General features: G+C 65.2%; 16 protein-coding genes and 1 pseudogene. 3 read left to right on the top strand and 14 right to left on the bottom strand.

The window, feature by feature from the left end:
• Positions 1-29: 29 nt before the first annotated feature.
• The 7 genes and pseudogenes from B2W22_RS11625 to B2W22_RS11595 form a co-directional block, all read right to left on the bottom strand.
• Positions 30-1,568, bottom strand: coding sequence for an efflux transporter outer membrane subunit (locus tag B2W22_RS11625; RefSeq protein WP_286937766.1), 1,539 nt, complete (start codon positions 1,566-1,568; stop codon positions 30-32).
• Positions 1,565-4,678 carry a multidrug efflux RND transporter permease subunit gene (locus B2W22_RS11620; protein WP_175125953.1) on the bottom strand — a complete coding sequence of 1,038 codons (3,114 nt, stop codon included), beginning with the start codon at positions 4,676-4,678 and terminating at the stop codon, positions 1,565-1,567. Before B2W22_RS11620 ends, B2W22_RS11625 begins: the two co-directional genes overlap by 4 nt.
• Positions 4,675-7,773, bottom strand: coding sequence for an MdtB/MuxB family multidrug efflux RND transporter permease subunit (locus tag B2W22_RS11615; RefSeq protein ID WP_175125954.1), 3,099 nt, complete (start codon positions 7,771-7,773; stop codon positions 4,675-4,677). Before B2W22_RS11615 ends, B2W22_RS11620 begins: the two co-directional genes overlap by 4 nt.
• A 12-nt stretch (positions 7,774-7,785) precedes the next feature.
• Complete coding sequence (locus B2W22_RS11610) at positions 7,786-9,051, bottom strand: MdtA/MuxA family multidrug efflux RND transporter periplasmic adaptor subunit (RefSeq protein WP_286937764.1); 1,266 nt, start codon at positions 9,049-9,051, stop codon at positions 7,786-7,788.
• Between the two features lie 133 nt (positions 9,052-9,184).
• Positions 9,185-9,937 (bottom strand): cell division protein ZapD, encoded by a 753-nt coding sequence (gene zapD / locus B2W22_RS11605; protein WP_175125956.1) that lies wholly within the window; start codon positions 9,935-9,937, stop codon positions 9,185-9,187.
• Positions 9,934-10,627, bottom strand: a pseudogene (gene coaE, locus B2W22_RS11600) (dephospho-CoA kinase). Before coaE ends, zapD begins: the two are co-directional and overlap by 4 nt.
• Positions 10,628-10,756: 129 nt before the next feature.
• Positions 10,757-11,605, bottom strand: a complete 849-nt coding sequence (locus B2W22_RS11595) for a prepilin peptidase (RefSeq protein ID WP_175186078.1) — start codon at positions 11,603-11,605, stop codon at positions 10,757-10,759.
• A gap of 202 nt (positions 11,606-11,807) precedes the next feature.
• On the opposite strand from B2W22_RS11595, the gene B2W22_RS11590 reads away from it, so the two are divergent.
• On the top strand, positions 11,808-12,602 hold the full coding sequence (locus B2W22_RS11590; RefSeq protein WP_175125959.1) for a copper resistance protein NlpE N-terminal domain-containing protein: 795 nt from the start codon (positions 11,808-11,810) through the stop codon (positions 12,600-12,602).
• 246 nt (positions 12,603-12,848) lie between these two features.
• On the opposite strand, the gene B2W22_RS11585 is transcribed toward B2W22_RS11590, so the two are convergent.
• From B2W22_RS11585 to B2W22_RS11570, 4 genes are all read right to left on the bottom strand, one after another.
• A complete protein-coding gene (locus B2W22_RS11585; protein WP_217467871.1) occupies positions 12,849-13,214 on the bottom strand; it encodes a response regulator transcription factor in 366 nt (121 codons plus the stop codon).
• Between the two features lie 183 nt (positions 13,215-13,397).
• Entirely contained in the window at positions 13,398-14,252 is an 855-nt protein-coding gene (gene panC / locus B2W22_RS11580; protein WP_286937759.1) for a pantoate--beta-alanine ligase, read from the bottom strand.
• 35 nt (positions 14,253-14,287) lie between these two features.
• The gene (locus tag B2W22_RS11575; protein WP_105237199.1) at positions 14,288-15,178 is read right to left on the bottom strand and encodes a segregation and condensation protein A; all 891 of its coding nucleotides are present in this window, start codon (positions 15,176-15,178) and stop codon (positions 14,288-14,290) included.
• A gap of 17 nt (positions 15,179-15,195) precedes the next feature.
• The gene (locus B2W22_RS11570) at positions 15,196-15,384 is read right to left on the bottom strand and encodes a DUF3460 family protein (protein WP_056564661.1); all 189 of its coding nucleotides are present in this window, start codon (positions 15,382-15,384) and stop codon (positions 15,196-15,198) included.
• Between the two features lie 99 nt (positions 15,385-15,483).
• Here B2W22_RS11570 and B2W22_RS11565 point away from each other — a divergent pair, with 99 nt between their 5' ends.
• A complete protein-coding gene (locus B2W22_RS11565) occupies positions 15,484-16,938 on the top strand; it encodes a DHA2 family efflux MFS transporter permease subunit (protein WP_175125961.1) in 1,455 nt (484 codons plus the stop codon).
• The gene (glpK, locus tag B2W22_RS11560) at positions 16,925-18,451 is read left to right on the top strand and encodes a glycerol kinase GlpK (protein WP_286937756.1); all 1,527 of its coding nucleotides are present in this window, start codon (positions 16,925-16,927) and stop codon (positions 18,449-18,451) included. The genes B2W22_RS11565 and glpK overlap by 14 nt, the downstream gene beginning before the upstream one ends.
• 294 nt (positions 18,452-18,745) lie before the next feature.
• Here the strand turns inward: glpK and B2W22_RS11555 are convergent, their stop codons facing one another.
• The 3 genes from B2W22_RS11555 to B2W22_RS11545 all read right to left on the bottom strand — a co-directional run.
• Positions 18,746-19,087: a DUF6708 domain-containing protein gene (locus tag B2W22_RS11555; protein ID WP_349679454.1), complete on the bottom strand. Its 342-nt coding sequence runs from the start codon at positions 19,085-19,087 to the stop codon at positions 18,746-18,748.
• Complete coding sequence (locus tag B2W22_RS11550) at positions 19,011-19,808, bottom strand: DUF6708 domain-containing protein (RefSeq protein WP_286937753.1); 798 nt, start codon at positions 19,806-19,808, stop codon at positions 19,011-19,013. The genes B2W22_RS11555 and B2W22_RS11550 overlap by 77 nt, the downstream gene beginning before the upstream one ends.
• Positions 19,808-21,806: hypothetical protein (locus tag B2W22_RS11545; RefSeq protein WP_286937750.1), on the bottom strand; the 1,999-nt coding region annotated here is incomplete at its 5' end. The genes B2W22_RS11550 and B2W22_RS11545, both read right to left, overlap by 1 nt.

The raw sequence follows: 21,806 nt of genomic DNA, 5'->3' as shown, positions 1-21,806 counted from the left end.
TGGCGCAGGGGCGCCGGCCCCGCGCGCGGTTACTGCGCCGGCGTTTGCGCGGCAGGTGTTTGCGCGGCGGACGTCTGCGTCACGGCCGGCCCGGCGCCGTCAGCACGCGCCGTCTCGACCGGCAGTCCTTCCCAACCGCCACCCAGCGCGACGATCAGATTGACGCTGGCCACCAGCCGGTTGCCCAACAGGCTCAGCGCATTGCGCTCGCTGCTGAGCGCCGTGGCGTCCACCACGGCCACGCTCAGGTAATCGACCAAGCCCGCCTTGTACTGGTTCTGGATCAGGCGCAACGATTCGCGCGCCGATTCCAGCGCGCGGCGCTGCACGATCTGCTCCTGCTCCATCACGCGAAGCTGGATCAGGTAGTCCTCGACCTCGCGCAGACCGGTCAACGCCGCCTGCCGATAAGCCGCGGCCTGCGAGTCATACGAAGCGCGGGCCTGCTCGACCTGCGCCTCGCGCGCGCCGCCGTCGAAGATCGTCAGCGCCAGGGCCGGCCCCAGCGACCAGAAACGGGCGGGCGCCGTCAGCAGCTCCGCGAATCCGCCATTGCGAAAACCGCCGTCGGCCGACAGCGTCAGGCTGGGGAACCACGCGGCCTGCGCCACGCCGATCTGCGCGTTGGCGGCCGCGGCGCGGCGTTCGGCGGCGGCCACGTCGGGACGGCGCTCGAGCAGCTCGGACGGCAGGCCCACCGGAATCTGCGGAAGCCGCAACGTGAACACCGCGGGCGGCAGGCTGAACTGCGAAGGCGCCTGGCCCATCAGCACCGCGATCGCGTGCTCGTACTGACCGCGCTGCCAATCCAGGTCGATGGACTGCGCGCGGGTGCTTTCAAGCTGCGTGCGCGCGACGGCCACGTCGGCCTGTCCCGCGACGCCGACTTCGTAGCGGTTCTGCGTGAGCTGCAATGACTTTTCGTACGCGGCCACGGTGGCGTCAAGCAGGCGCTTCTGTTCGTCCAGCACGCGCAGTTGCAGATAGGTCTGCACCAGCGCGGCCTGCGCGCTCAGGCGGGTCGCGCCCAGGTCGGCCAGGCTGGCGGCGGCGCTGGCTTCAGAGGACTCGACGCTGCGGCGCACCCGGCCCCAGACGTCCAGTTCCCAGCTGACGCTGCCCGTCAGCGAATACTGGTTGGACACGTTGCTGCCGGACCCCGTCGACGAACCGCTCTGCCCGCCATTACCGCCCCGGGTCATGCCCGCCCCCGCGCCCACGGTGGGGTAGAAGCCCGAACGCGCGCCGCGCACCAGACCGAGCGCCTGGCGGTAGTTCGCCTCGGCCTGCGCGATGGTCTGGTTGGATGTGTTCAGCCGGTCCACCAAGCCATTCAGCGTGGCGTCGTCGTAGACCTTCCACCACGCGCCGCGGTCGGCGTCGTCGCGCGGCTGGGCCGGCTTCCAGCCGGGCACCTCGACCTGGCCTTCCTTGTAGGCCGCGCCCACGTCCAGCGCCGGGCGCTGATAGTCGGGCCCGACCGCGCAGGCGCCCAGCAGCGCGCAAAGCGCGAGCGTGGCGGCGGCGCGGGCAAGAGTGGCGGAGGAATACGGCTTGGTACGGATCATGTGTGTTCTATGGATGCGGAATTCCCGCCCCGCGAGGCGCGCCGGCGCGCGGCCCACAGGCGGAAGCGGTCCAGATAAAGATAGACCACGGGCGTGGTGTACAGCGTGAGGATCTGGCTCAGCACCAGGCCGCCCACGATGGTAATGCCAAGCGGCTGGCGCATCTCGACGCCGGCGCCGGTGGCCAGCACCAGCGGCAGCGCGCCGAAGATGGCCGCCATCGTCGTCATCATGATCGGACGGAACCGCGTGAGGCACGCCTGGAAGATGGCGTCGCGCGGCGTCATGCCGTGGTGGCGTTGGGCGTCCAGCGCAAAATCCACCATCATGATCGCGTTCTTCTTGACGATGCCGATCAAGAGGAACACGCCGATCAGCGCAATCAGCGTGAAGTCATATCGCACCAGCAGCAGGGCCAGCAGCGCGCCCAGCCCCGCCGACGGCAGCGTGGACAGGATGGTGAGCGGGTGGATGAAGCTTTCGTACAGAATGCCCAGCACGATGTACATGGTGACCAGCGCGGCCAGGATCAGCCAGGGTTGCTGCGCCAGCGTCTGCTGCAACGCGGCGGCGGTGCCCTGAAAGCCCGCCTGGATCTGGTCAGATGGCAAGCCCAGGCGCGCCACGGCATTGTCGATCGCGGTGGTCGCTTGCCCCAGCGATACGCCGGGCGCCAGGCTGAACGAGATGGTGTCGGCCACGAACAGGCCCTGGTGACTCACGCTGAGCGGCGCGTTCGCGTTTTCAAGCTTGGTGAACGCCGACAGCGGCACGCGGGCGCCGTCCGCGGTGATGACCTCGACCTGGCGCAGCGATTCGATGTCCTGCGCGAACTTCGGGTCCACGCCCAGCACCACGTGATACTGGTTGAGCGGCCCGTACATGACCGACACCTGGCGCTGGCTGAACGAGTTGTTCAGCACCGTGGAAATGGTGGCCATGCTGATGCCCAGCCGCGTCGCGGCTTCGCGGTCGATGACCAGGTTGATCTCGCGGCCGCGGTCCTCGACGTCGGCGTCCACGTCGGTGATCTCCGGAATCTTGGCCATCGCCTGCTGCACCTTGGGCATCCAGTTGCGCAGCAGTTGCAGATCGCCCGACATCAGCGTGTAGTCGTACGAACCCTGGCTTTGGCGGCCACCGATGCGGATGTCCTGCTGCGACACGAGAAACAGGCGCGCGCCCGGCATGTTCTGCAGCTTGGCGCGCAGGCGATTGATGACCACGTCGGCCGAAACCTTGCGCTCGCCCAGCGGCTTGAGCTGGATCTGCATGAAGCTGCTGTTGCTGCCGCCGCGCCCGCCCGCGTATCCGGTCATGCTTTGCACGGCCGGATCGTCCAGCACCACCTTGCGCAGCGCTTCAAGCTTGGGCAGCGTGGCCTGGAACGACGTGCCCTGGTCGACACGGAAAAAGCCCAGCAGCTGACCCGTGTCCTGCTGCGGGAAAAAGCCCTTGGGCACCACGGTGTACAGATAGACGTTCAGGCCCACGGCGATCGCCAGCGTCAGCATCATCAGGCGGCCGTGCGCCAGCGCCCAGCCCAGCGAGCGGCGATAGCCGTCCTGCATGGACTGAAAGCTGCGCTCGGTCCAGCGCGCCAGCCGGCCCCGCGGCTTGGGGTCCTTGGGTTCGGGCCGCAGCAGGCGCGCGCACATCATGGGCGTGAGCGTCAACGACACCACCAGCGACACCAGGATGGCGGCGGACAAGGTGACGGCAAACTCGCGGAACAGACGCCCCACCACCCCGCCCATCAGCAGGATGGGGATGAACACCGCCACCAGCGACAGGCTCATCGACAGCACCGTGAAACCGACCTCGCGCGAGCCGCGCAAGGCGGCGCGCATCGGCGACATGCCGTTCTCGACGTGGCGCATGATGTTTTCAAGCACCACGATCGCGTCGTCCACCACGAAACCCGTGGCGACGATCAGCGCCATCAGCGAGATGGTGTTCAGCGTGTAGCCGCACAGGTACATGATGCAGAACGTGCCGATCAGCGACACCGGCACCGCGACGCTGGGAATGATGGCCGCGCGCCAGCGCCGCAGGAACAGCAGCACCACCAGCACCACCAGCCCGACGGCGATGATGAGCGTCACCTCGGCCTCGTGCAGCGACGCGCGGATGCTGGGGGTGCGGTCCTGCGCGACCGTCATGTTGACGTCGGCGGGCATCAGCGCCTGCAGCACGGGCAACTGCGCGCGCACGGCGTCCACGGCTTCGATGATGTTGGCGTCGGCCTGCCGCCGCACGACCATCAGGATCGCGTTGCGGTCGTTGAAAAAGCCGGTCTGATACAGGTCTTCGACCGAGTCTTCCACCTTGGCCACATCGGACACGCGCACCGGCCGGCCGTCGCGCCAGGCGACGATCAGCGGCCGGTATTCCTCGGCCCGGCTGAGCTGGTCGCTGACCATGATCTGCCAGTGGTAGCGGTCGTTTTCAAGCACGCCCTTGGGGCGGTTGGCATTGGCGTTGGCCAGCGTGGCGCGCAGTTCGTCCAGCGACACGCCCTGGTTGGCCAGCGCCCCGGGCAGCACCGTCACGCGCACCGCCGGCAGTGAGCTGCCGCCCACCGTGACCTCGCCCACCCCGTCCACCTGCGACAGCTTCTGCGCCACGATAGTGGAGGCCAGGTCGTACAGCTGGCCCTGGCTGAGCGTGTCGGACGTCAGCGCCAGCGTCAGGATCGGCGCGTCCGACGGATTGGACTTGTTATAGGTGGGATTGCTGCGCAGGCCGGTCGGCAATAGCGAACGCGCCGCGTTGATCGCGGCCTGCACGTCGCGCGCCGCGCCGTTGATGTCGCGCGACAGGTCGAACTGCAGCGTGATGCGCGTGGAGCCCTGCGAGCTGCGCGAGGTCATTTCCGTGACGCCCGCAATGCTGCCCAGCGAGCGTTCCAGCGGCGTGGCGACGCTGGATGCCATGGTCTCGGGACTGGCGCCCGGCAGGCTGGCCGACACGGAAATAGTGGGGATGTCCACCTGCGGCAGCGGCGCCACGGGCAACAGAAAGAACGCAAGCATGCCGGCCATCACGACCGCCAGGCTCAGCAGCGTGGTCGCCACCGGCCGGACGATGAAGGGGGCCGACAGAATCATCGCGCGTCTCCGGCGGACGGCGCACCCGCGCCGCGCCAACGGCGGGACATGCGATCGAACATCAGGTAGATGACCGGCGTGGTGAACAGCGTCAGCACCTGCGACAACAGCAGGCCGCCGACCATCACCAGGCCCAGCGGCTGGCGCAGTTCAGCGCCGGTGCCGGTGGACAGCATCAGCGGCAAGGCGCCGAACAGCGCGGCCAGCGTGGTCATCAGAATGGGCCGGAAGCGCAGCAGCGCGGCCTCGTGGATGGCCTCGCGCGGCGCGAGTCCCCGCTTGCGTTCGGCGTCCAGCGCGAAGTCGATCATCATGATCGCGTTCTTCTTGACGATGCCGATCAGCAGGATGATTCCGATGATGCCGATCATGTCCAGTTCCGTGCCGCTGATCAGCAGCGCCAGCAACGCCCCCACGCCCGCGGACGGCAGCGTGGACAGGATGGTGATGGGGTGGATGTAGCTTTCATAGAGCACGCCCAGCACGATGTACATCGTGACCACGGCCGCCAGAATCAGCCACAGCGTGCTGGACAGCGAATTCTGGAACGCCAGCGCCGCGCCCTGGAAGCGCGTTTCGACACTGGACGGCATGCCGATTTCGGCTTCGGCCGCCTTGATGTTTTCCACAGCGTCGGACAACGAGGCGCCGGGCGCCAGGTTGAACGACACGGTCACCATGGGGAACTGGTCAAGCCGGTTCACGGCCAGCACCGTCCGGCCTTCGCTGATGTGCGCGACCGACGACAGCGGCACTTGCGCGCCCGTGGACGTGGGCACGTGGATCTGCCCCAGCGCGCTGGGCGACATCTGGAACTGCGGCAGGACTTCCAGCACCACGCGGTACTGATTGGACTGCGTGAAGATCGTGGAGATCAGCCGCTGGCCGAAGGCGTTGTACAGCGTCTCGTCGATGACGGCGGCGGTGATGCCCAGCCGCGAGGCCGCGTCGCGGTCGATCTCCACCCACGTCTGCAGGCCGTCGTCCTGCAGGTCGTCGGCCACGTCCATCAGGCCCGGCACGGCGCGCAGACGCTCGACCAGCTTGGGCGTCCATTCGCTCAGCACTTTCAGGTCGGGGTTGGACAGCGTCATCTGGTACTGCGTGCGGCTGACGCGGTCTTCGATGGTCAGGTCCTGCACCGGCTGCATGTAGACGGTCAGGCCGTCCTGCTTGTTCAGGCTTTCCTGCAGGCGGGCCATGACGGTGCGCAGATCGCCATTGCGCTCGGCCTGGGGCTTGAGCGAAATCTGCATGCGGCCGGCGCTGAGCGTGGCGTTGCTGCCGTCCACCCCGATGAAGGACGACACGGCCTGCACGTCGGGATCCTCCAGCACCAGGCGGGCCGCCGCCTGCTGGCGCTCGGACATGGCGGTAAACGAAATGGACTGCGGCGCCTGCGTGATGGCCTGGATGAGGCCGGTGTCCTGCTGCGGGAAGAAGCCTTTGGGCACCACCAGGTAAAGCAACACGGTCAGCGCAAAGGTGGCCACCGCAACAATCAGCGTCAGCGTCTGATGGCGCAGCACGACCTGCAGCATGCGGTCATAGCCGGCGATGATGCGGTCGATGAAGGCGCCCGTGGCCTGATGAAAACGCCCGTGCTTCGTTTCGGATTCGGCGCGCAGCAGGCGCGCGCACATCATGGGCGTCAGCGTCAGCGACACCACCAGCGAAATCAGGATGGCCACCGCCAGCGTGATCGCAAATTCGCGGAACAGCCGGCCCACGACCTCCGTCATGAACAGCAGCGGAATCAGCACGGCGATCAGCGACAGGGTCAGCGAGATCAGCGTGAAGCCGATCTGCGACGCGCCTTTCAGCGCGGCCTGCATCGGCTTTTCGCCTTCTTCAATGTGGCGGGCGATGTTCTCGATCATGACGATGGCGTCGTCCACCACGAAGCCGGTGGCAATGGTCAGCGCCATCAGCGTCAGGTTGTTGATCGAGAATCCGGACAGATACATGATCCCGAACGTGCCCACCAGCGACAGCGGCACGACGACGCTGGGAATCAGCGTGGCCGTCAGGCTGCGCAGGAAGATGAACGTGACCATGACCACCAGCCCGACGGCCAGCAGCATTTCAAACTGCACGTCGGCGACCGAGTCGCGGATGGTCTGCGTGCGGTCCGACACCACCGTCACGTCCAGCGTGGCGGGCAGCGCGGCGCGCAACTGCGGCATCAGCGCCTGGATACGGTCGACCACGTCGATCACGTTGGCGCCGGGCTGGCGCTGGATGTTCAGCAGGATGGCGGGTTTGTCGCCGGCCCACGCGGCCTGGCGGGTGTCTTCGGCGCCTTCGACCGCGCGCGCCACGTCGGCCAGCCGCAGCGGCGCGCCGTTCTTGTACGCAATGATCAGGCTGTTGTAGTCGGTGGGCGACTTGAGCTGGTCATTGGCGTTGATTGTGGTGGAGCGCTGCGGACCGTCCAGGTTGCCCTTGGGCTGGTTGACGTTGGCGCCGACGATGGCGGTGCGCAGGTCGGCCAGCGACAGGCCATTCGCTGCCAGCGCCTGCGGATTCACCTGGACGCGCACGGCCGGGCGCTGCCCGCCCGCCACGCTGACCAGGCCAACGCCCGGGATCTGCGACAGCCGCTGCGCCACGCGCGTATCGACCAGGTCGCGCACCTGCGGCAGCGGCATGGTGGGCGACGTGATCGCCAGCGTCAGCACCGCCGCGTCGGCCGGGTTGACCTTGTTGTAGGTGGGCGGCACCGGCAGGTCGGACGGCAGCAGGTTCGACGCCGCGTTGATGGCCGCCTGCACCTGCTGTTCGGCCACGTCCAGCGGCAGCGTCAGGTTGAATTGCAGGGTGATGACCGAGGCGCCGCCCGAACTGGTGGACGACATCTGGTTCAGGCCGGGCATCTGGCCGAATTGCCGCTCCAGGGGTGACGTGACCAGCGACGTCATGACGTCGGGACTGGCGCCGGGATACAGCGTCACGACCTGGATCGTCGGGTAGTCGACTTCGGGCAGCGCCGAAACGGGCAGGAAACGGTAGGCGATGAGGCCCGCGATCAGGATGGCCACCATCGACAGGGTGGTGGCCACGGGGCGCAGAATGAAAAGGCGCGACGGGCTCACGGCGTTCTCGGCTTACTTGGACGCGGGCGTGGTGCCAGCCGGCGCCCCCGCGCCCAGCGTCTTGTCGCGGGTGGCGGGAATGACTTCGGCGCCGCCCAGGATTTCCACCTTGGCGCCAGCGCGCAGGCGGTCGGTGCCTTCCGTGACGACGCGGTCACCCGCCTTCAAGCCTTCGTTCACGGCGACCATGCCGCTGTTGATGGCGCCCAGCTTGACCTGGCGCACCGCGATCGTGTTGTCGTCCTGCACCAGGAAGACGAACGCGCCGGCCGAGCCCTGCTGGACCGCCGCCGTCGGAATGGCGGTCACGTCCTTGCGGGTCAGCACGTGCAGGCGCACGTTGACGAACTGGTTGGGGAAAAGCGCATCGTCGGCGTTGTCGAAGCGTGCCTTGAGCTTGAGCGTGCCGGTGGTCACGTCGATCTGGTTGTCCAGCGTTTCGAGCGTGCCGGTCGCGATGCGGCGGGTGTCGGCGCGGTCGTAGGCGTCGACCGTCAACGTCTTGCCGGCGGCGAGTTCCGCGCGCACTTCGGGCAACTGCGTCTCAGGCAGGGTGAAGACCACGGAAATCGGCTGAGTCTGGGTGATGACGACCAGACCGTTGGTGTCCGCGCTGGACACGAGATTGCCGCGGTCCACCTGGCGCAGACCCAGACGGCCGCCGATCGGGGCGGTGATGCGCGCGTAATCGAGTTGCAGCTTGGCGTTGTCGACATTGGCCTGATCGCTCTTGACCGTGCCTTCGTACTGGCGCACCAGCGCGGCCTGCGTGTCGACCTGTTGGCGGGCAATGGAATCCTGCTTGAAGAGGGCCTGGTAGCGCTGCAGGTCGCGGCGGGCGTTTTCCAGCTGGGCCAGGTTCTGCATCTGCGTGCCGCGCGCCTGATCCAAGGCCACCTGAAACGCACGCGGGTCCACCTGCGCGAGCAGGTCGCCGGCCTTGACCTGCTGCCCTTCCTGGAAGGCGACGTCGACGAGTTCGCCGCTGACGCGGCTTCGGACGGTGACGGTGTTGTAGGCGGTGACGGTGCCCAGCGAGCGCAGGAAGATGTCGATGTCCTGCTGGGCGGCGGTGGCGATCCGCACCGGCACCGGCAAGTTGGCCATGGCCGCCATGGGAGGCCGGCCGCCGGCACGTCCGCCGGGACCACCCTGCTTGGCCGAGGGCCGGAGCACCAACCACGCGATTGCCGCCACAACGAGGAGCAGCAGACCCAAGCCGACCACGCGGCGACGGCTCCAGCGGGTGGGTGGGGATACAGGACGGCTATCGGACATGGAAACGGTTCCGGCACACTCGGAAGGAAAGCCGTATTGTCTACTAGACCGTCCCGATTTCGGCCCTGATGACCGTCATGCTGAAACTACCCGCAACAGGAATCCGGGCAGCGAAACCCTGCGTAACTTCAGCCTAAGAGCTACAGAGGGTCATCTGGAATGACACATCACGGGCCACCTGCTGGGGTTTGAACTCCCCGTCCTGGGTGGAAAAACGTATCCAGATCATGTACTTATTGGCGCTGATCTCGGGGAAGACGCCGTGGGTGGGGTCCACCCAGACGCGCAGCAGCTGGAACTGTTTGCCGCCCAGCATCTGCTGATAGGCGCCCTGCTCGGCCACGATGTCGGTTTTGCGTCCGGACTCGCGCAACAGGCGCAGCGCCAGGGTCAGGCCATCGTAAAGGGGAATGAAGGGGGACACCCACGCCTGCAGGTCCGCGCAGCGCGCGGCCTCGGGCTTGTTCTGCCAGGCATAGTACGAAGGCATGTCGACCTGCGTGGCGCTGCCGGGCACCGACAGGCGTCCGCGCAGGCTGGTCAGCCATTCGTTCTCGCGCAGCGACTGGCCGGTCTTGCCAGGGGCAGCCAGGGCACTGGCCACCTTTTCCATTTCGCGCAGCATGCCTTCCAGCGCGTCCTGCGCCACGCCGGGATGATCGCGCAGCCCGACCAGCGCCAAGCGCTGGCGTTCAAGGTCTTGCAGGACCGCGCCTTTTACGTCGGTGCGTTCGCACGCGTCGAGCAGATCGAAAAGGGAGGTGACGGCAACCTGATGCTGGCGTGAGTCACCCTCGCGAGCAAAGAAGAAGAGCCTGTCGAACAGGTATTCCAGCCGCAGATAAGCACGGATGCGCTCGTTGAAGGGATATTCGTAAACGATCACGCTTTTTTACAGGCCCTATCAAGTGGTTGGCCGGCGGGCCAAGAATTTTCAGGGGTGCCGGCAGCCGCTGGCTTACCGGCCCGTGGTGGTCGCCAGCGCCAGCCAGCGGTCATGCAGGGTCAACGCCCGCGCGCGCAACTGTTCCGGTGTTGTCGTTGCGTCGTTGAGTATGACGTCGTCCGCGACCTCCAACCGGCGTGCCCGCGCAGCCTGTGCCGCCATGATACGCCTGATGTCCTGCTCCGTCAGCCCGCTGCGCTGCTGCACGCGAGCGACCTGCGTTTCGAGATCGCAATCGACCACGCAGATACGATCCACGCGGTCACGCCAACGGTCCAGGGACTCAACCAATAGCGGCACCACAAAGACCAGATACGATCCGCGCGCGGCCGCCGCCTGCCGCTGCGTTTCGCGGCCGATGGCCGGGTGCAGCACGGCCTCCAGCCGCCGCCGCACCTGCGGATCGGCGAACGCCTGCGTGCGCATCCACGCGCGGTCCAGCGCGCCGTCGGGCGTCAGCGCCTGCGGTCCGAACTCGTGTTCGATCGCGGGCATGGCAGCGCCGCCGGCGGCGGTGAGCGATCGCGCGATCTCGTCGGTGTCGACCAACGCCGCGCCCCACTCCGCCAGCATGTCCGCCACGCGGGACTTGCCCGAGCCGATGCCGCCCGTCAGACCAATGTTGAACATGCTGCCTTTCCTTTGTCTCTTGCTTAGTGCCGTTGCATGGCCGTCGATACCGGCGGCCCTCGGCTGGCCGATCGTCCTGACCGGCCGTCCTGACTGGTCGCCCCAACTGGCCGTCCTGACCGGCCGTCCCTAGTTCATGAACTGCCATATGCCTTGTTCGCCGCCCAGCAGCAGCATGACCAGGCCGGCCAGCGCCAGGTACGGCCCGAAGGGCAAGGGCTGGCCGCGGCTGGCGCGGCCGGTGAGCGTCAGCGTCCCGCCGATCAGCACGCCCACCAGCGACGCACTGAGCAGCAACATCGGCAAGGCCTCGACACCAAACCACGCGCCCAGCGCGGCCAGCAGCTTGAAGTCGCCTTGCCCCATGCCTTCGCGCCCGGTCAACAGGCGGAACACATGAAAGATAACCCACAGGAAAAGATACCCGGCTGCCGCGCCGACCACCGCCGTCTGCACGCTGGTGAATGCATCAAACAGGTTCACCAGCAGGCCCGCCCACACCAGCGGCTGCGTCAGAACGTCGGGCAGCAACGTCGTTTCGAAGTCGATCCATGCCAGCGCCACCAGCATGGCCGACAAGCCCATGGCCGCCAACGCGATCGGCGTTGCGCCAAAGCGCAGCGCGCAGGCGGCGAACAGCGCGCAGGTCAGGAGTTCAATGACGGGATAGCGCCAGCCGATGGGCGCGTGGCACGCCGCGCACCGGCCGCGCAGCAGCAGCCAGCCGAGCACGGGAATCCGGGCCATTCTTTCGATGGGCGCCTCGCAGGCCGGGCATTGCGAGGCCGGCGACAGCAGGCCATAGTGTCCGGCGGGCCGCGGCTTGCCGGCGGCGTCCAGGCACTGCGCCTGCCATTCGCGCTCCATCATGCGCGGCAGCCGATGGGTCAGCACCGTCAGCCAGTTGCCCACGAACAGGCCCGCCAGCGCCGCCACGCCGATGAAGACGCCAAGGGGTAAATCAAAGACGTGCCACATCGGCGTCATCGCCCCTTGCGGTCCGGACGCGCCTGCCCATCCGACAGAACGGCGATGGCGCAAGGAATGAGGAGCCGCGCGCGGCCGTGTCGTAATTTGTGCATAAAGTGCCGGGATGCCCGGGAACGGCTAAGGGGAACGTATCGAATCTTCGCATAAGTGCGTAAAATCGGAGACAGACTCAATTCACGGATAAGCTGCCATGGCCGCGCGCGTAGAAATCGTTTCCCGCTCCCGCAAACTCAGCGTCATGGGGCTGCTGCTAGCGGGCACCGTGATCGCCGCAACCGGCTGCGCCAAGCAGAAAGCTGAAGGCTATTACGACCTGCCTGCCGAAAGCACCGTGACCGACGCCCAGTATCAAGGTTCCGGCGCCGGCTACCGCACCGTCATCCGCGCCCCGTCGCAAGTGCAGATCGAGCTCAAGCCCGACGCGCGCCGTCAACAGAACCAGAATCAGCAGGCGGTTGCTGCCGGCCAGACCACCGAAGACGGCCAGTCCGTGCCCGAAGGCGCAGAAAGCGGTGCCGGTGGCTCCGGCGGCGCCGGCGGCTCGGCACCCGCCCCCGTGGCCCCTGCCCCTGCCCCTGCGGCCAACGGCATCACCCATAGCCTCGTTCCGCAGCCGCAAACCTACATGGGCACGCTGCCGTGTTTTTCGCCCGCCATGCAGTGCACGGCCCAGCGCGTGACGCTGACGCTGGCGCCCAATGGCCGCTGGCGCGGCCGCACCGCCTACCTGGACAACGATCCCAAGAAGGGCCCGCCCGTTTCCGAGCAAGGCTGCTGGGATGCCACCGAAGAACGCCCGCCGCGCGTCATCCTGATGGACGGCCAAGGCAATGTCCGCGTGGAATTCGTGGTCGCGGCCAACAACGTGCTGCGTGTGCGCTCCATTGGCGGCCAGACGCCCAACCTGAACTACAACCTGACCCGCCAGCCGGATCTGGACCCGATCGACGAACTGGCCAGCGCCGCAGCGCCCAAGTGCCCTTGATCGAAGGGATGTCCGCCCACGGCGCGTGAGCGCCGCAGGGCGAACACCGCAGCACCCCACCCGGGCCTGACGAACACCTTGTTCGTCAGGCCCGAATTCTTTGGCCGGCAGCCATTGGGCCCGGTGAAACGACAAGCGCGGCGGAATACGGCGGCCCCCACGGCTGCACGTTATGGCGGAGGGTTTTGGCTGCGAAGCACGGCTTGCCTTACGTGTGAGCACAAGACCGCCGGCACCAAATCGCCATCAGGGAGGAACATCGGGTTTTGCCGGGCAGTCGCCGTATTCGCTGGCGGGCTCGTGCAATGCCTGGGCCGGCGCGCCAGGGCGGACGAAAGGCGGCATAGTGCGGGACGGCCAGTGCGCGCCCGGAACGGGCGATGCGCCGGACTGCCCGTGCGCACACAGCCGGCAGGCAAGTTGCATGGCGTTGCGGGCGCCGAGTTTGGCGAAGATGCGGGCGCGGTGGGCCTCGACCGTGCGCAGGGAAATGCCCAGGTCGATGGCAATGACCTTGTTGGCGCGCCCAGCCGCCACGTAGTCAACAATCTGGCGTTCGCGGGCGGTCAGGGCTGAAAGGGCGGCGTCGAGTTCGGGGTGAGGAAAGGGCATGGAAGCTCGTTTGCAATGTAGGATTGCAAACAGTCTGCCCCGCCGGCCGGGCCGCCGTAAGCTGGCAATTCTGCTAGGGGCTGATGAAAACGCCTCGCCTCAATTGCCCTATCAAGCGCCTGTACCAGGTGCCTTGTACCGAGCGCCCCGCATCGCGCGCCCGGATGTCACCGACCCGCCGCTTCAGGCCGTGTAGACCAATTCCAGATTGTCGATCAGTCGCGTGGCGCCCAGCTTGGCCGCGGCCAGCACGACGACGGGTTCGCCCGCCTGCAGGTCGGCGGCCTCGGGGCGCTTCAGATCGCGCTGGCGGCGCAGGGCCACATAGTCGACCTTCCAGCCGCGCTGCGTCAGCCGCTGGGCCGCGTCGTTCTCCAACGCAGTAGCATCGCGCTCGCGCTGGGCCAGGCGGCGGCCGATCTCCTGAAGCTCGGCGTACAACGCCGGCGCCTCGGCGCGCTCGCCGTCGGTCAGGTAGCGGTTGCGTGACGACAGCGCCAGGCCGTCGTCCGCGCGCACGGTTTCATGCGCCAGCACCTCGACGGGCAACTGGAACTGGCGGCACATGTTGCGCACCACCATGAGCTGTTGGTAGTCCTTCTTGCCGAACACCGCCACGCGCGGCTGCACGCAGGAAAACAGCTTCAGCACGACGGTGCTGACACCGGCAAAAAACCCGGGACGGAACTCGCCTTCCAGGATGTCGCCCAGGTCATCGGGCGGCTGGATGCGAAAATTCTGCGGCTCGGGATACATCTCGCGCTCGTTCGGCGCGAACAGCACGTAGACGTCGCGCGCCGCTTCAAGCTTTTCGATGTCGGCGGCCAGGGTACGCGGATACTGGTCGAAGTCCTCGTTCGGGCCGAACTGCAGGCGGTTCACGAAGATGCTAGCCACGACGGGATCGCCGTGCTGGCGCGCCAGCTTCATCAGCGACAGGTGGCCTTCATGCAGGTTGCCCATGGTGGGCACGAACGACACGCGGTTCTGTCCGCGCAGGTGATCGCGCAATTCCTGGATGGTGTGTACGACTTTCAAGGGAATCTCCGGGGTGGGCAGGAGCCCGGTCAGGATCAGGCCGCAACGGCTGCCACGCTGGTGTACGCCAGGCGGACGTAGATGGGCGCATACGGCTCGGCCTGCGTGATTTCCAGCAGCGATTCGCGCGCCAGTTCGAGCATGGCGATGAAATGCACGACGACGACCGCGGCGGGTGCGCCCTCGCGGACGCGCTCCATGAAGAGGTCGCCGAACTCCATGAAACGCACGTCGTTCAGGCGGCGCAGGATGTGCGTCATGTGATCGCGCACGGACAGCTGCTCGCGCGTGATGTGGTGATGCTGGTTCAGCTTGGCCCGCTTCATGATGTCGGCCCAGGCCGCGCGCAGGTCGTCCACGCTGACGTCGGGCAGCGCGCGCTCGACGCTGAGGTCGGCCACGGCCTGGCTGCTGACGAAATCGCGCCCCAGCTGCGGCATCTTGTCGAGCTTCTGGGCGGCCAGCTTCATCTGCTCGTACTCGAGCAGGCGGCGGACCAGTTCGGCGCGGGGATCTTCGGGCTCTTCGCCGGTGTCGGTCTTCTTGACCGGCAGCAGCATGCGCGACTTGATCTCGATGAGCATGGCCGCCATCAGGAGGTATTCGGCGGCCAGTTCGAGATTGGTGATGCGGATCTGATCCACATACGACAGATACTGCCGCGTGACATCCGCCATGGGGATGTCCAGAACGTTGAAGTTCTGCTTGCGGATCAGGTAAAGCAGCAGGTCCAGCGGCCCTTCGAACGCCTCGAGGAAGACTTCCAGCGCATCGGGCGGGATGTACAGGTCCGTCGGCATCTGGAACAGCGGTTCGCCATACAGACGCGCAAACGCCACGCTATCGATGGTGTCGGGCGTGCTGTCGACGGACGGTGCCACTAGCTTGGCCAGGGCATCGCCTGGCACCGAGGGGTTCTGGACCATGTTTGCCGAGAACGGTATCAGTCGGCCTGATACACGTACGGCCTTTGCGCCACGCGAGCCGCGCGGAAGCCTTCGAGCAGCTCTTGATCCTGCGGTTTGTCCCAGAGGCGGGCGCGTCCCTCGCGCTGGCGCTCTTCGGTGCCAGGGTGGGATTTCTTGAAGTCCTTGAGGAACTGGGTGATCTCGGATTCGTAGTTGGTCGCCATGACGCCAATTTCATTAGGTTGCAGATGTCTCGAGTTTACTTCACGGCGGCCATATCCCCGGCGTTACAATCGTCAGGCTTCCACCGCAGCCCGTCCGACATGTCCGCAGAATCCGCCGCCGCAGCCAATCCCGCTCCACCGTCAACCCCGGATGCGGTGCGCGCGGCGCGCATGATCCCCTTCATCGTCGGCTGCGCGCTGTTCATGCAAATGTTGGACGCGACGGTCGTGGCGACCGCCCTGCCCGCCATGGCACGGGCCCTGGGATCCACCCCGGTGCGGCTCAATGTGGCCATCACGTCGTACCTGTTGGCCGTCGCCGTCTTCGTGCCCATCAGTGGGTGGGCGGCGGACCGCTACGGCGCCCGGCGCGTATTCATTACCGCGATCGGCCTGTTCACCCTCAGTTCCGTCGCCTGCGCTATCTCGCAGGACCTCCCCCAACTCGTATTGGCCCGGATCGTCCAGGGCATGGCCGGCGCCATGATGGTGCCGGTGGGCCGCATCATCCTCCTGCGCACCGTCCCCAAGCAGGATCTGCTCAAGGCCATGTCCTTCCTGTCGATCCCGGCACTGCTGGGACCGGTGATCGGACCGCCGCTAGGCGGTTTCATGGTCACGTACATGTCGTGGCACTGGATCTTCCTGATCAACATCCCGATCGGGTTCCTGGGCATTTTTCTGGTGCTGCGGTACGTCACCGAAATCCGCGAAACCGGCACGCCGCGGCTCGATTGGATCGGCTTTCTGCTGAGCGCCGGCTGCCTGGCCACCCTGGTCACCGGCTTCGAGGCCATCGGCCGCGACGTGATGCCGCTGCCCATGCTGCTCGGCCTGATCTCCGTGGGCATCGTGTGCGGACTGCTGTACGGCGTGCACGCACGGCGCACCGAACATCCCATCATCGATCTGTCCCTGATGCGGATTCCCACGTTCGCCATCTCCACGCTGGGCGGCAACCTGTGCCGCTTTGCCGTCGGCGCCACGCCGTTCCTGCTGGCCATGCTGCTGCAGGTGGGCTTTGGCCTTTCGCCGTTCTCGGCCGGCCTCATCACTTTCGCCAGCGCCGCCGGCGCGCTGCTGATGAAGTTCGTGGCCACGCCCATCGTGCAACGCTTCGGCTTTCGCCGCGTGCTGACCTTGAATGCGCTACTGACGGGCGGTTTCATCATCGTCTGCGGCGCCTTCAACCCGGCCACGCCCGTATGGCTGATGATCGCCATCCTGCTGGTGGGCGGCTTCTTCCGGTCGTTGCAGTTCACGGGGGTAAATACGCTAACCTATGCCGACATCCCGCCCGCCAAGATGAGCCGCGCCAGCAGCTTTTCGGCCATGGCCCAGCAACTGGGCATCACGCTGGGCGTCGGGGTGGCTGCGGTCACGTTGAACATCAGCATGTCGCTGCGCGGCGCCGAAACGCTGGCCATCAGCGACGTGGTTGCCGGCTTCATCGTCATCGGCCTGCTGTGCATGGCATCGACTTTCTCCTTTAGACGCCTCGACCCGCTGGCCGGGGCACACCTGAACGGCGCGAAAAACAGTGACGACGAATGAATTTGTCCTAGCCCTGGACCAGGGCACGACCAGCTCCCGGGCCATCGTGTTCGACCGCGACGGCGTGGTCCGCGGCGTCGGCCAACGTGAATTCCGCCAGCACTATCCCCGTCCGGGCTGGGTCGAGCACGACGCCAACGAGATCTGGCACAGCCAGCTCGACGTCGCCCGCGAAGCCTTGCGCAACGCCGGCGCGGCTGCCGCTGACATCGCCGCCATCGGCATCACCAACCAGCGCGAAACCACGCTGATCTGGGAACGCGCCACCGGCCGCCCGCTGGCGCGCGCCATCGTCTGGCAGGACCGCCGCACGGCCCCGATGTGCGACCAGCTCCGCCAGGACGGCCACGGCGACTTCCTGCAGGCGCGCACGGGCCTGGTTGTCGACGCCTACTTTTCCGGCACCAAACTGGCCTGGCTGCTGGACCACGTGCCCGGCGCCCGCCGCCTGGCCGAACGCGGCGAACTTGCCTTCGGCACCATCGACACCTGGCTGATCTGGCAACTGACGGGCGGCGCGGTACACAGCACCGACCCCAGCAATGCCTCGCGCACGATGCTGTTCGACCTGCACACGCAGGACTGGAACGACGACATCCTGGCGCTGCTCAACATCCCGCGCAGCGTCTTGCCGCAGATCGCGCCCAGCAGCGCCATCGTCGGCGAGGCGCTGCCGGAATGGCTGGGCGGCTCCGTGCCCATCGCGGGCGTGGCGGGTGACCAGCAGGCCGCGACCTTCGGTCAGGCCTGCTTTACGCCGGGCATGGCCAAGAACACCTACGGCACCGGCTGCTTCATGCTGATGAACGTGGGCGACAAGCCCGTCGAATCGCGCAACACCCTGCTGTCCACGGTCGGCTGGGGCCTGCCTCAAGCGGGGCAGGACAAATGGAAGCCGGCGTACATGCTGGAAGGCGGCGTCTTCGTGGCCGGCGCTGCGGTTCAATGGCTGCGCGACGGGTTGGGCATCATCCAGCGCTCCGAAGAAATCGAATCCCTGGCCGCCAGCGTCTCGGACACGGACGACGTTTTCATGGTCCCGGCCTTCGCCGGTCTGGGCGCACCGCACTGGGATCCCTACGCGCGCGGCACCCTTGTTGGCCTGACTCGCGGCACCACACGCGCCCACATCGCACGTGCCACGCTGGAATCCATCGCCCTGCAAAGCGCTGAACTGCTGACGTGCATGAATGCGGACAGCGGCATCGCTTTGACGGAATTGCGCGTCGACGGCGGCGCCGCCCGCAATGACCTGCTGATGCAGATGCAGGCTGACATTCTGGGCGTTCCGGTTGTCCGCCCCCGGGTTCCCGAATCGACTGCACTCGGCGCAGCGGGCCTCGCCGGCCTGGCTGTAGGCTTCTGGTCGGGTCAGGATGAATTTGCATCGAAGTGGCAGGCTGAACGCACGTTCACGCCGGCCTGGCCTCAGTCCGTGAGAGATGCGCGGATGAAGCGGTGGCGGCAGGCAGTGGAGTTGTCTAAGGGGTGGTCGGTAGGGGCCGCTAAGTAAGGCATCGGTTGTTGGTTTGGCGTTGGTGTCTGGCGCCCAGATAGATGGCCTTGTGCTGCGCAAGGCCTTCACCCGTGTCCCCATCGATCAGCGATTTGGTGAACTCGGGCGACACGTCGATGCCGTATTGTGGTCGCACCGGCACCCGTCACCGGTGCGCGGAGAATCTTCGTCGCATCTCGGCCGAGAGCCCATCCACGGCCTCAACCGATTGGCGCAACCCCTGCGACAGTAGATGCGTGGCTCCAACGGCACATCGTCGGCACTTTGACTTCGGCGCCAACCAAAGACGAGTTACGGTGCCGTGCGCGATTCGACGTCCATATCATCCGGCCACCCCACCTTGGGCGCTAAACGCAGGGTCAAGTGATAGAGCGGCACATCTTTGTTCCAATCACGGGAAGGGTTTGGATATTGGGGTAATGCTTCCGGTCCCAGGCTCATGAACGCGCGCGCCATTGCCCACATGTGTTCGCCGTAGGCGTTGCTGCCAGCTAATTGGAAGCGATCAATGCCGCGAGACCACTCGATCAAGATTCGGAAGCTGAACAAACGCGTTCTACGGCGCCGTCTTCGACTCAACGTCCATATCAATCGGCCAATGCACTTTTGGTGCCAGTCGCAGCCCAGGATCACACGCCGGGATGTGATTATTCCAATCACGCGGTAGGTTCGAATACTTTGGCAACGACCCGGGTCCCTGGTTCATGAACGCGCGCGCCATGGCCCACATATGTTCCCCATCGGCATTGCTGCCGGCCAATTGGAAGCGATCAATAACGTGATTGGAACCTTGTGCAACCACTGCAATATCGACGCCCCAAGCAAAAATCGGGACGCCGCTCGGGCTTGGGCTCATTCGGCTCCAGGCTTCGGCGCGCAGATCTTCCCAGTTAAAAATCACGGGGCATACGCCCGTACCTTTGCCGCTTACTAGGTTGCCGTTGTGAAAGCGATAAACGTAGACCTTGCGACGCTTGCGATTAAAGCGGATCGGCTCATCGCGAGGGGGGGCCGCGCCAGAGCGGAATATTCCTATTCCGGCAACCAGTGTCCCAATTGACAAGGCCGTCGTCAGCATGAACAGAAATGGGTGGCTCGAAAATGCGCCGCCGCCAAGATCGAAGAAAAATATCTTTACGATAAATACTGCTATTAGGAACATCGAAAAAGCAAAAATGAATATGACTGTGCGATTAAAATTGCGGGAGCCGCTAAGTTCCAGATAGATATCGTCCACGAAGTTCGGGCAGCGACCTAACAGAGGCAGTGGTGCACCAGGCAATGTATTCGGCAGAGGCAGGTCGGCTCGCCACCCTTTTGTTGGATTATCCAAACGTGCATTTTTTTTCATCATTACTTTGCTTCTATACATTCCACTTTGGCAATCATCTCGGGATCGATAACATTGGGGAGGTACTCGACGCTGATGACTGCCACATCAATATCGTGCCCTACCGAAAGTTCGATATCCCCCTCGATGACAAGGAAACTCGACTTACTCTCATCAGCGAGAGTCAGCAGTTCTTCCTTGACTGTCGGAATGGTGCTATCCGGGCGGTAATCCAACGGATTGCATGGAAGGATCACTTCTTCCTTTTTTGCAGCATCGTGAGGGTAATTGCCCGACGCGAGCACTTCGTCCCCCCGATAGCGGTTGACTTGAAGTTTCCATGAGTACGCAGCCCTGACCGAGTCGTATCGCGGAAGAACTATTCGATATTTCAAGCGCGGGATAACTGCGGGGCCAGCCTCCATGCCTCCCATGGCTGCAGCCAACCCTTCGTAATGCACCAAGCGGATCTCAGAATCAAAAATCACATGTGCATCGATTCCCAAAACAGCTGCATTCAACGCAGCAACCGCAGTACTGGCGTCGGTAAATTTACCGGAATCGGATTTACCAAAGTGGCTGCAGTAGACCCACCTCTCCAATGGCGAAGATTCTGCTTCCTCTCCGATTCTCTCGGCTATATATGCGATCAAGCCGAAAAGAATTGCCCAACCGACGGGTCCAAGCACCCATGTCGAGCTTAGAATGGCTGCGGAGCTTGCGTAAATAGCGTATCCCGACGCAGCTGCGCTCGCTCCATAAAACGCGGCCGCTGTGTAATATCCAACCTCCGGTCGGCCTCCCAAATCGCGAGCATTTCTTGCAGATTTGAATGACGCGATTGCATCGACGAAACCAGATACCGCACTCAGTAAAGCTCCAAATCGCGCCAGAGCTTTACCAGCATTCGCGATCCGGCTGATTGCACCGCTCCCGGTCGCAGGCGCGCGCAGGACCTTCCGCGCCTGTTCGGCACTGCCCTTCAACGCCAGTCCCACTACCTCAAAACTTCCCCCCAAAACTCCGATCGACGCCGAATACACCGCCAGCACGGCTTCCACGTGTTTAGCTCCAAAGGTGGCATCCACGGCTTCAACCGATTTACGCAAGCCCTGCGATAACAGGTATGTGGAGCCAACAGCAAGCAGCAGTTCAGCGCTTCCGACCGTGCCGCGGGCAATCGCGGCAGCACTGCGCGCGCCCCTCAATCCGGTCTGCGCGAGGTCGGCGGCCCGCGCCACGTTTAGCTGAAGACCGGCCAAGGCCTTGCGTGCCCCCGGCTCCAGCGTGCCAGCGAGCACCTTGAGTTCGCTTAGCGCTTCGCCGGCTCGGCGCGCGGCGTCTCCGATAACCTCCCCTGTTTGCTGGGTGGCATCCTTGACGACGTCGCCGAACCGCTTTCGCAGGTCATTCGCGTTGCCTTCGACCCAGAGCACCACTTCAACCATCTGTTCCGCGAGTTTCGGATCGCTCAGGGCCAGGCTGAGGACACCAGCAGTCAGCACCGACCGCACCTGCTTGTGCGCCTTTCCGGTCGCTTTCTCAATGGCCGTCGCAAGCCTGTTTCGGTCTTCCCCGATCTGCTTGCACATCAATGTGTAAAACTCACCCAGCTTCATCTGAACGGCGACCTGGGTCATGTATGTGCGCGAGTACAGCAAGAGCGATGCGCTGTTCACACGCGTGGCGACGTTGCGCACGCCGGCATCAACCTTCAGTTCCAGTCGGCTCACCGCACCGTTGTAAGCGGCCAGCACACTGGCGATCGCGTCCTGGACGTTAGGCCATATGAGTTTGTCGCCCAGGTCGCTACTGGTAATGATCTTGGTGACCGGGGCGTAGAGCTTCCCGAAGTCGTTCCAATCCAGTTCGCCCTGATTGCCGAACGTGGGCACCAGACTTTGCATCAGGCTTTTGTCGAGCGCCAGCAGGGTCTTGAAGACGATGCTCTGACCATCCTTGACCCAGGCTTCCCACGCGCGCGCTGACGGTCCGGTGACGGGTTGAATGTTGCCCTCGGAA

It is taken from the genome of Achromobacter sp. UBA4530 (assembly GCF_002388205.1).
GTDB classification, from domain to species: Bacteria; Pseudomonadota; Gammaproteobacteria; order Burkholderiales; family Burkholderiaceae_B; genus Achromobacter; species Achromobacter animicus.
Note: the sequence above shows the minus strand (reverse complement) of the source record. Positions and strands in the feature narration are given on the sequence as shown.

Excerpts from the sequence above, each read along its gene's own strand:
- B2W22_RS11625 (WP_286937766.1), bottom strand. The coding sequence starts at position 1,568 with ATGATCCGTACCAAGCCGTATTCCTCCGCCACTCTTGCCCGCGCCGCC.
- B2W22_RS11620 (WP_175125953.1), bottom strand. The coding sequence starts at position 4,678 with ATGATTCTGTCGGCCCCCTTCATCGTCCGGCCGGTGGCGACCACGCTG.
- B2W22_RS11610 (WP_286937764.1), bottom strand. The coding sequence starts at position 9,051 with ATGTCCGATAGCCGTCCTGTATCCCCACCCACCCGCTGGAGCCGTCGC.
- B2W22_RS11595 (WP_175186078.1), bottom strand. The coding sequence starts at position 11,605 with ATGTGGCACGTCTTTGATTTACCCCTTGGCGTCTTCATCGGCGTGGCG.
- B2W22_RS11590 (WP_175125959.1), top strand. The coding sequence starts at position 11,808 with ATGGCCGCGCGCGTAGAAATCGTTTCCCGCTCCCGCAAACTCAGCGTC.
- B2W22_RS11585 (WP_217467871.1), bottom strand. The coding sequence starts at position 13,214 with ATGCCCTTTCCTCACCCCGAACTCGACGCCGCCCTTTCAGCCCTGACC.
- B2W22_RS11575 (WP_105237199.1), bottom strand. The coding sequence starts at position 15,178 with ATGGTCCAGAACCCCTCGGTGCCAGGCGATGCCCTGGCCAAGCTAGTG.
- B2W22_RS11570 (WP_056564661.1), bottom strand. The coding sequence starts at position 15,384 with ATGGCGACCAACTACGAATCCGAGATCACCCAGTTCCTCAAGGACTTC.
- B2W22_RS11565 (WP_175125961.1), top strand. The coding sequence starts at position 15,484 with ATGTCCGCAGAATCCGCCGCCGCAGCCAATCCCGCTCCACCGTCAACC.
- B2W22_RS11550 (WP_286937753.1), bottom strand. The coding sequence starts at position 19,808 with ATGATGAAAAAAAATGCACGTTTGGATAATCCAACAAAAGGGTGGCGA.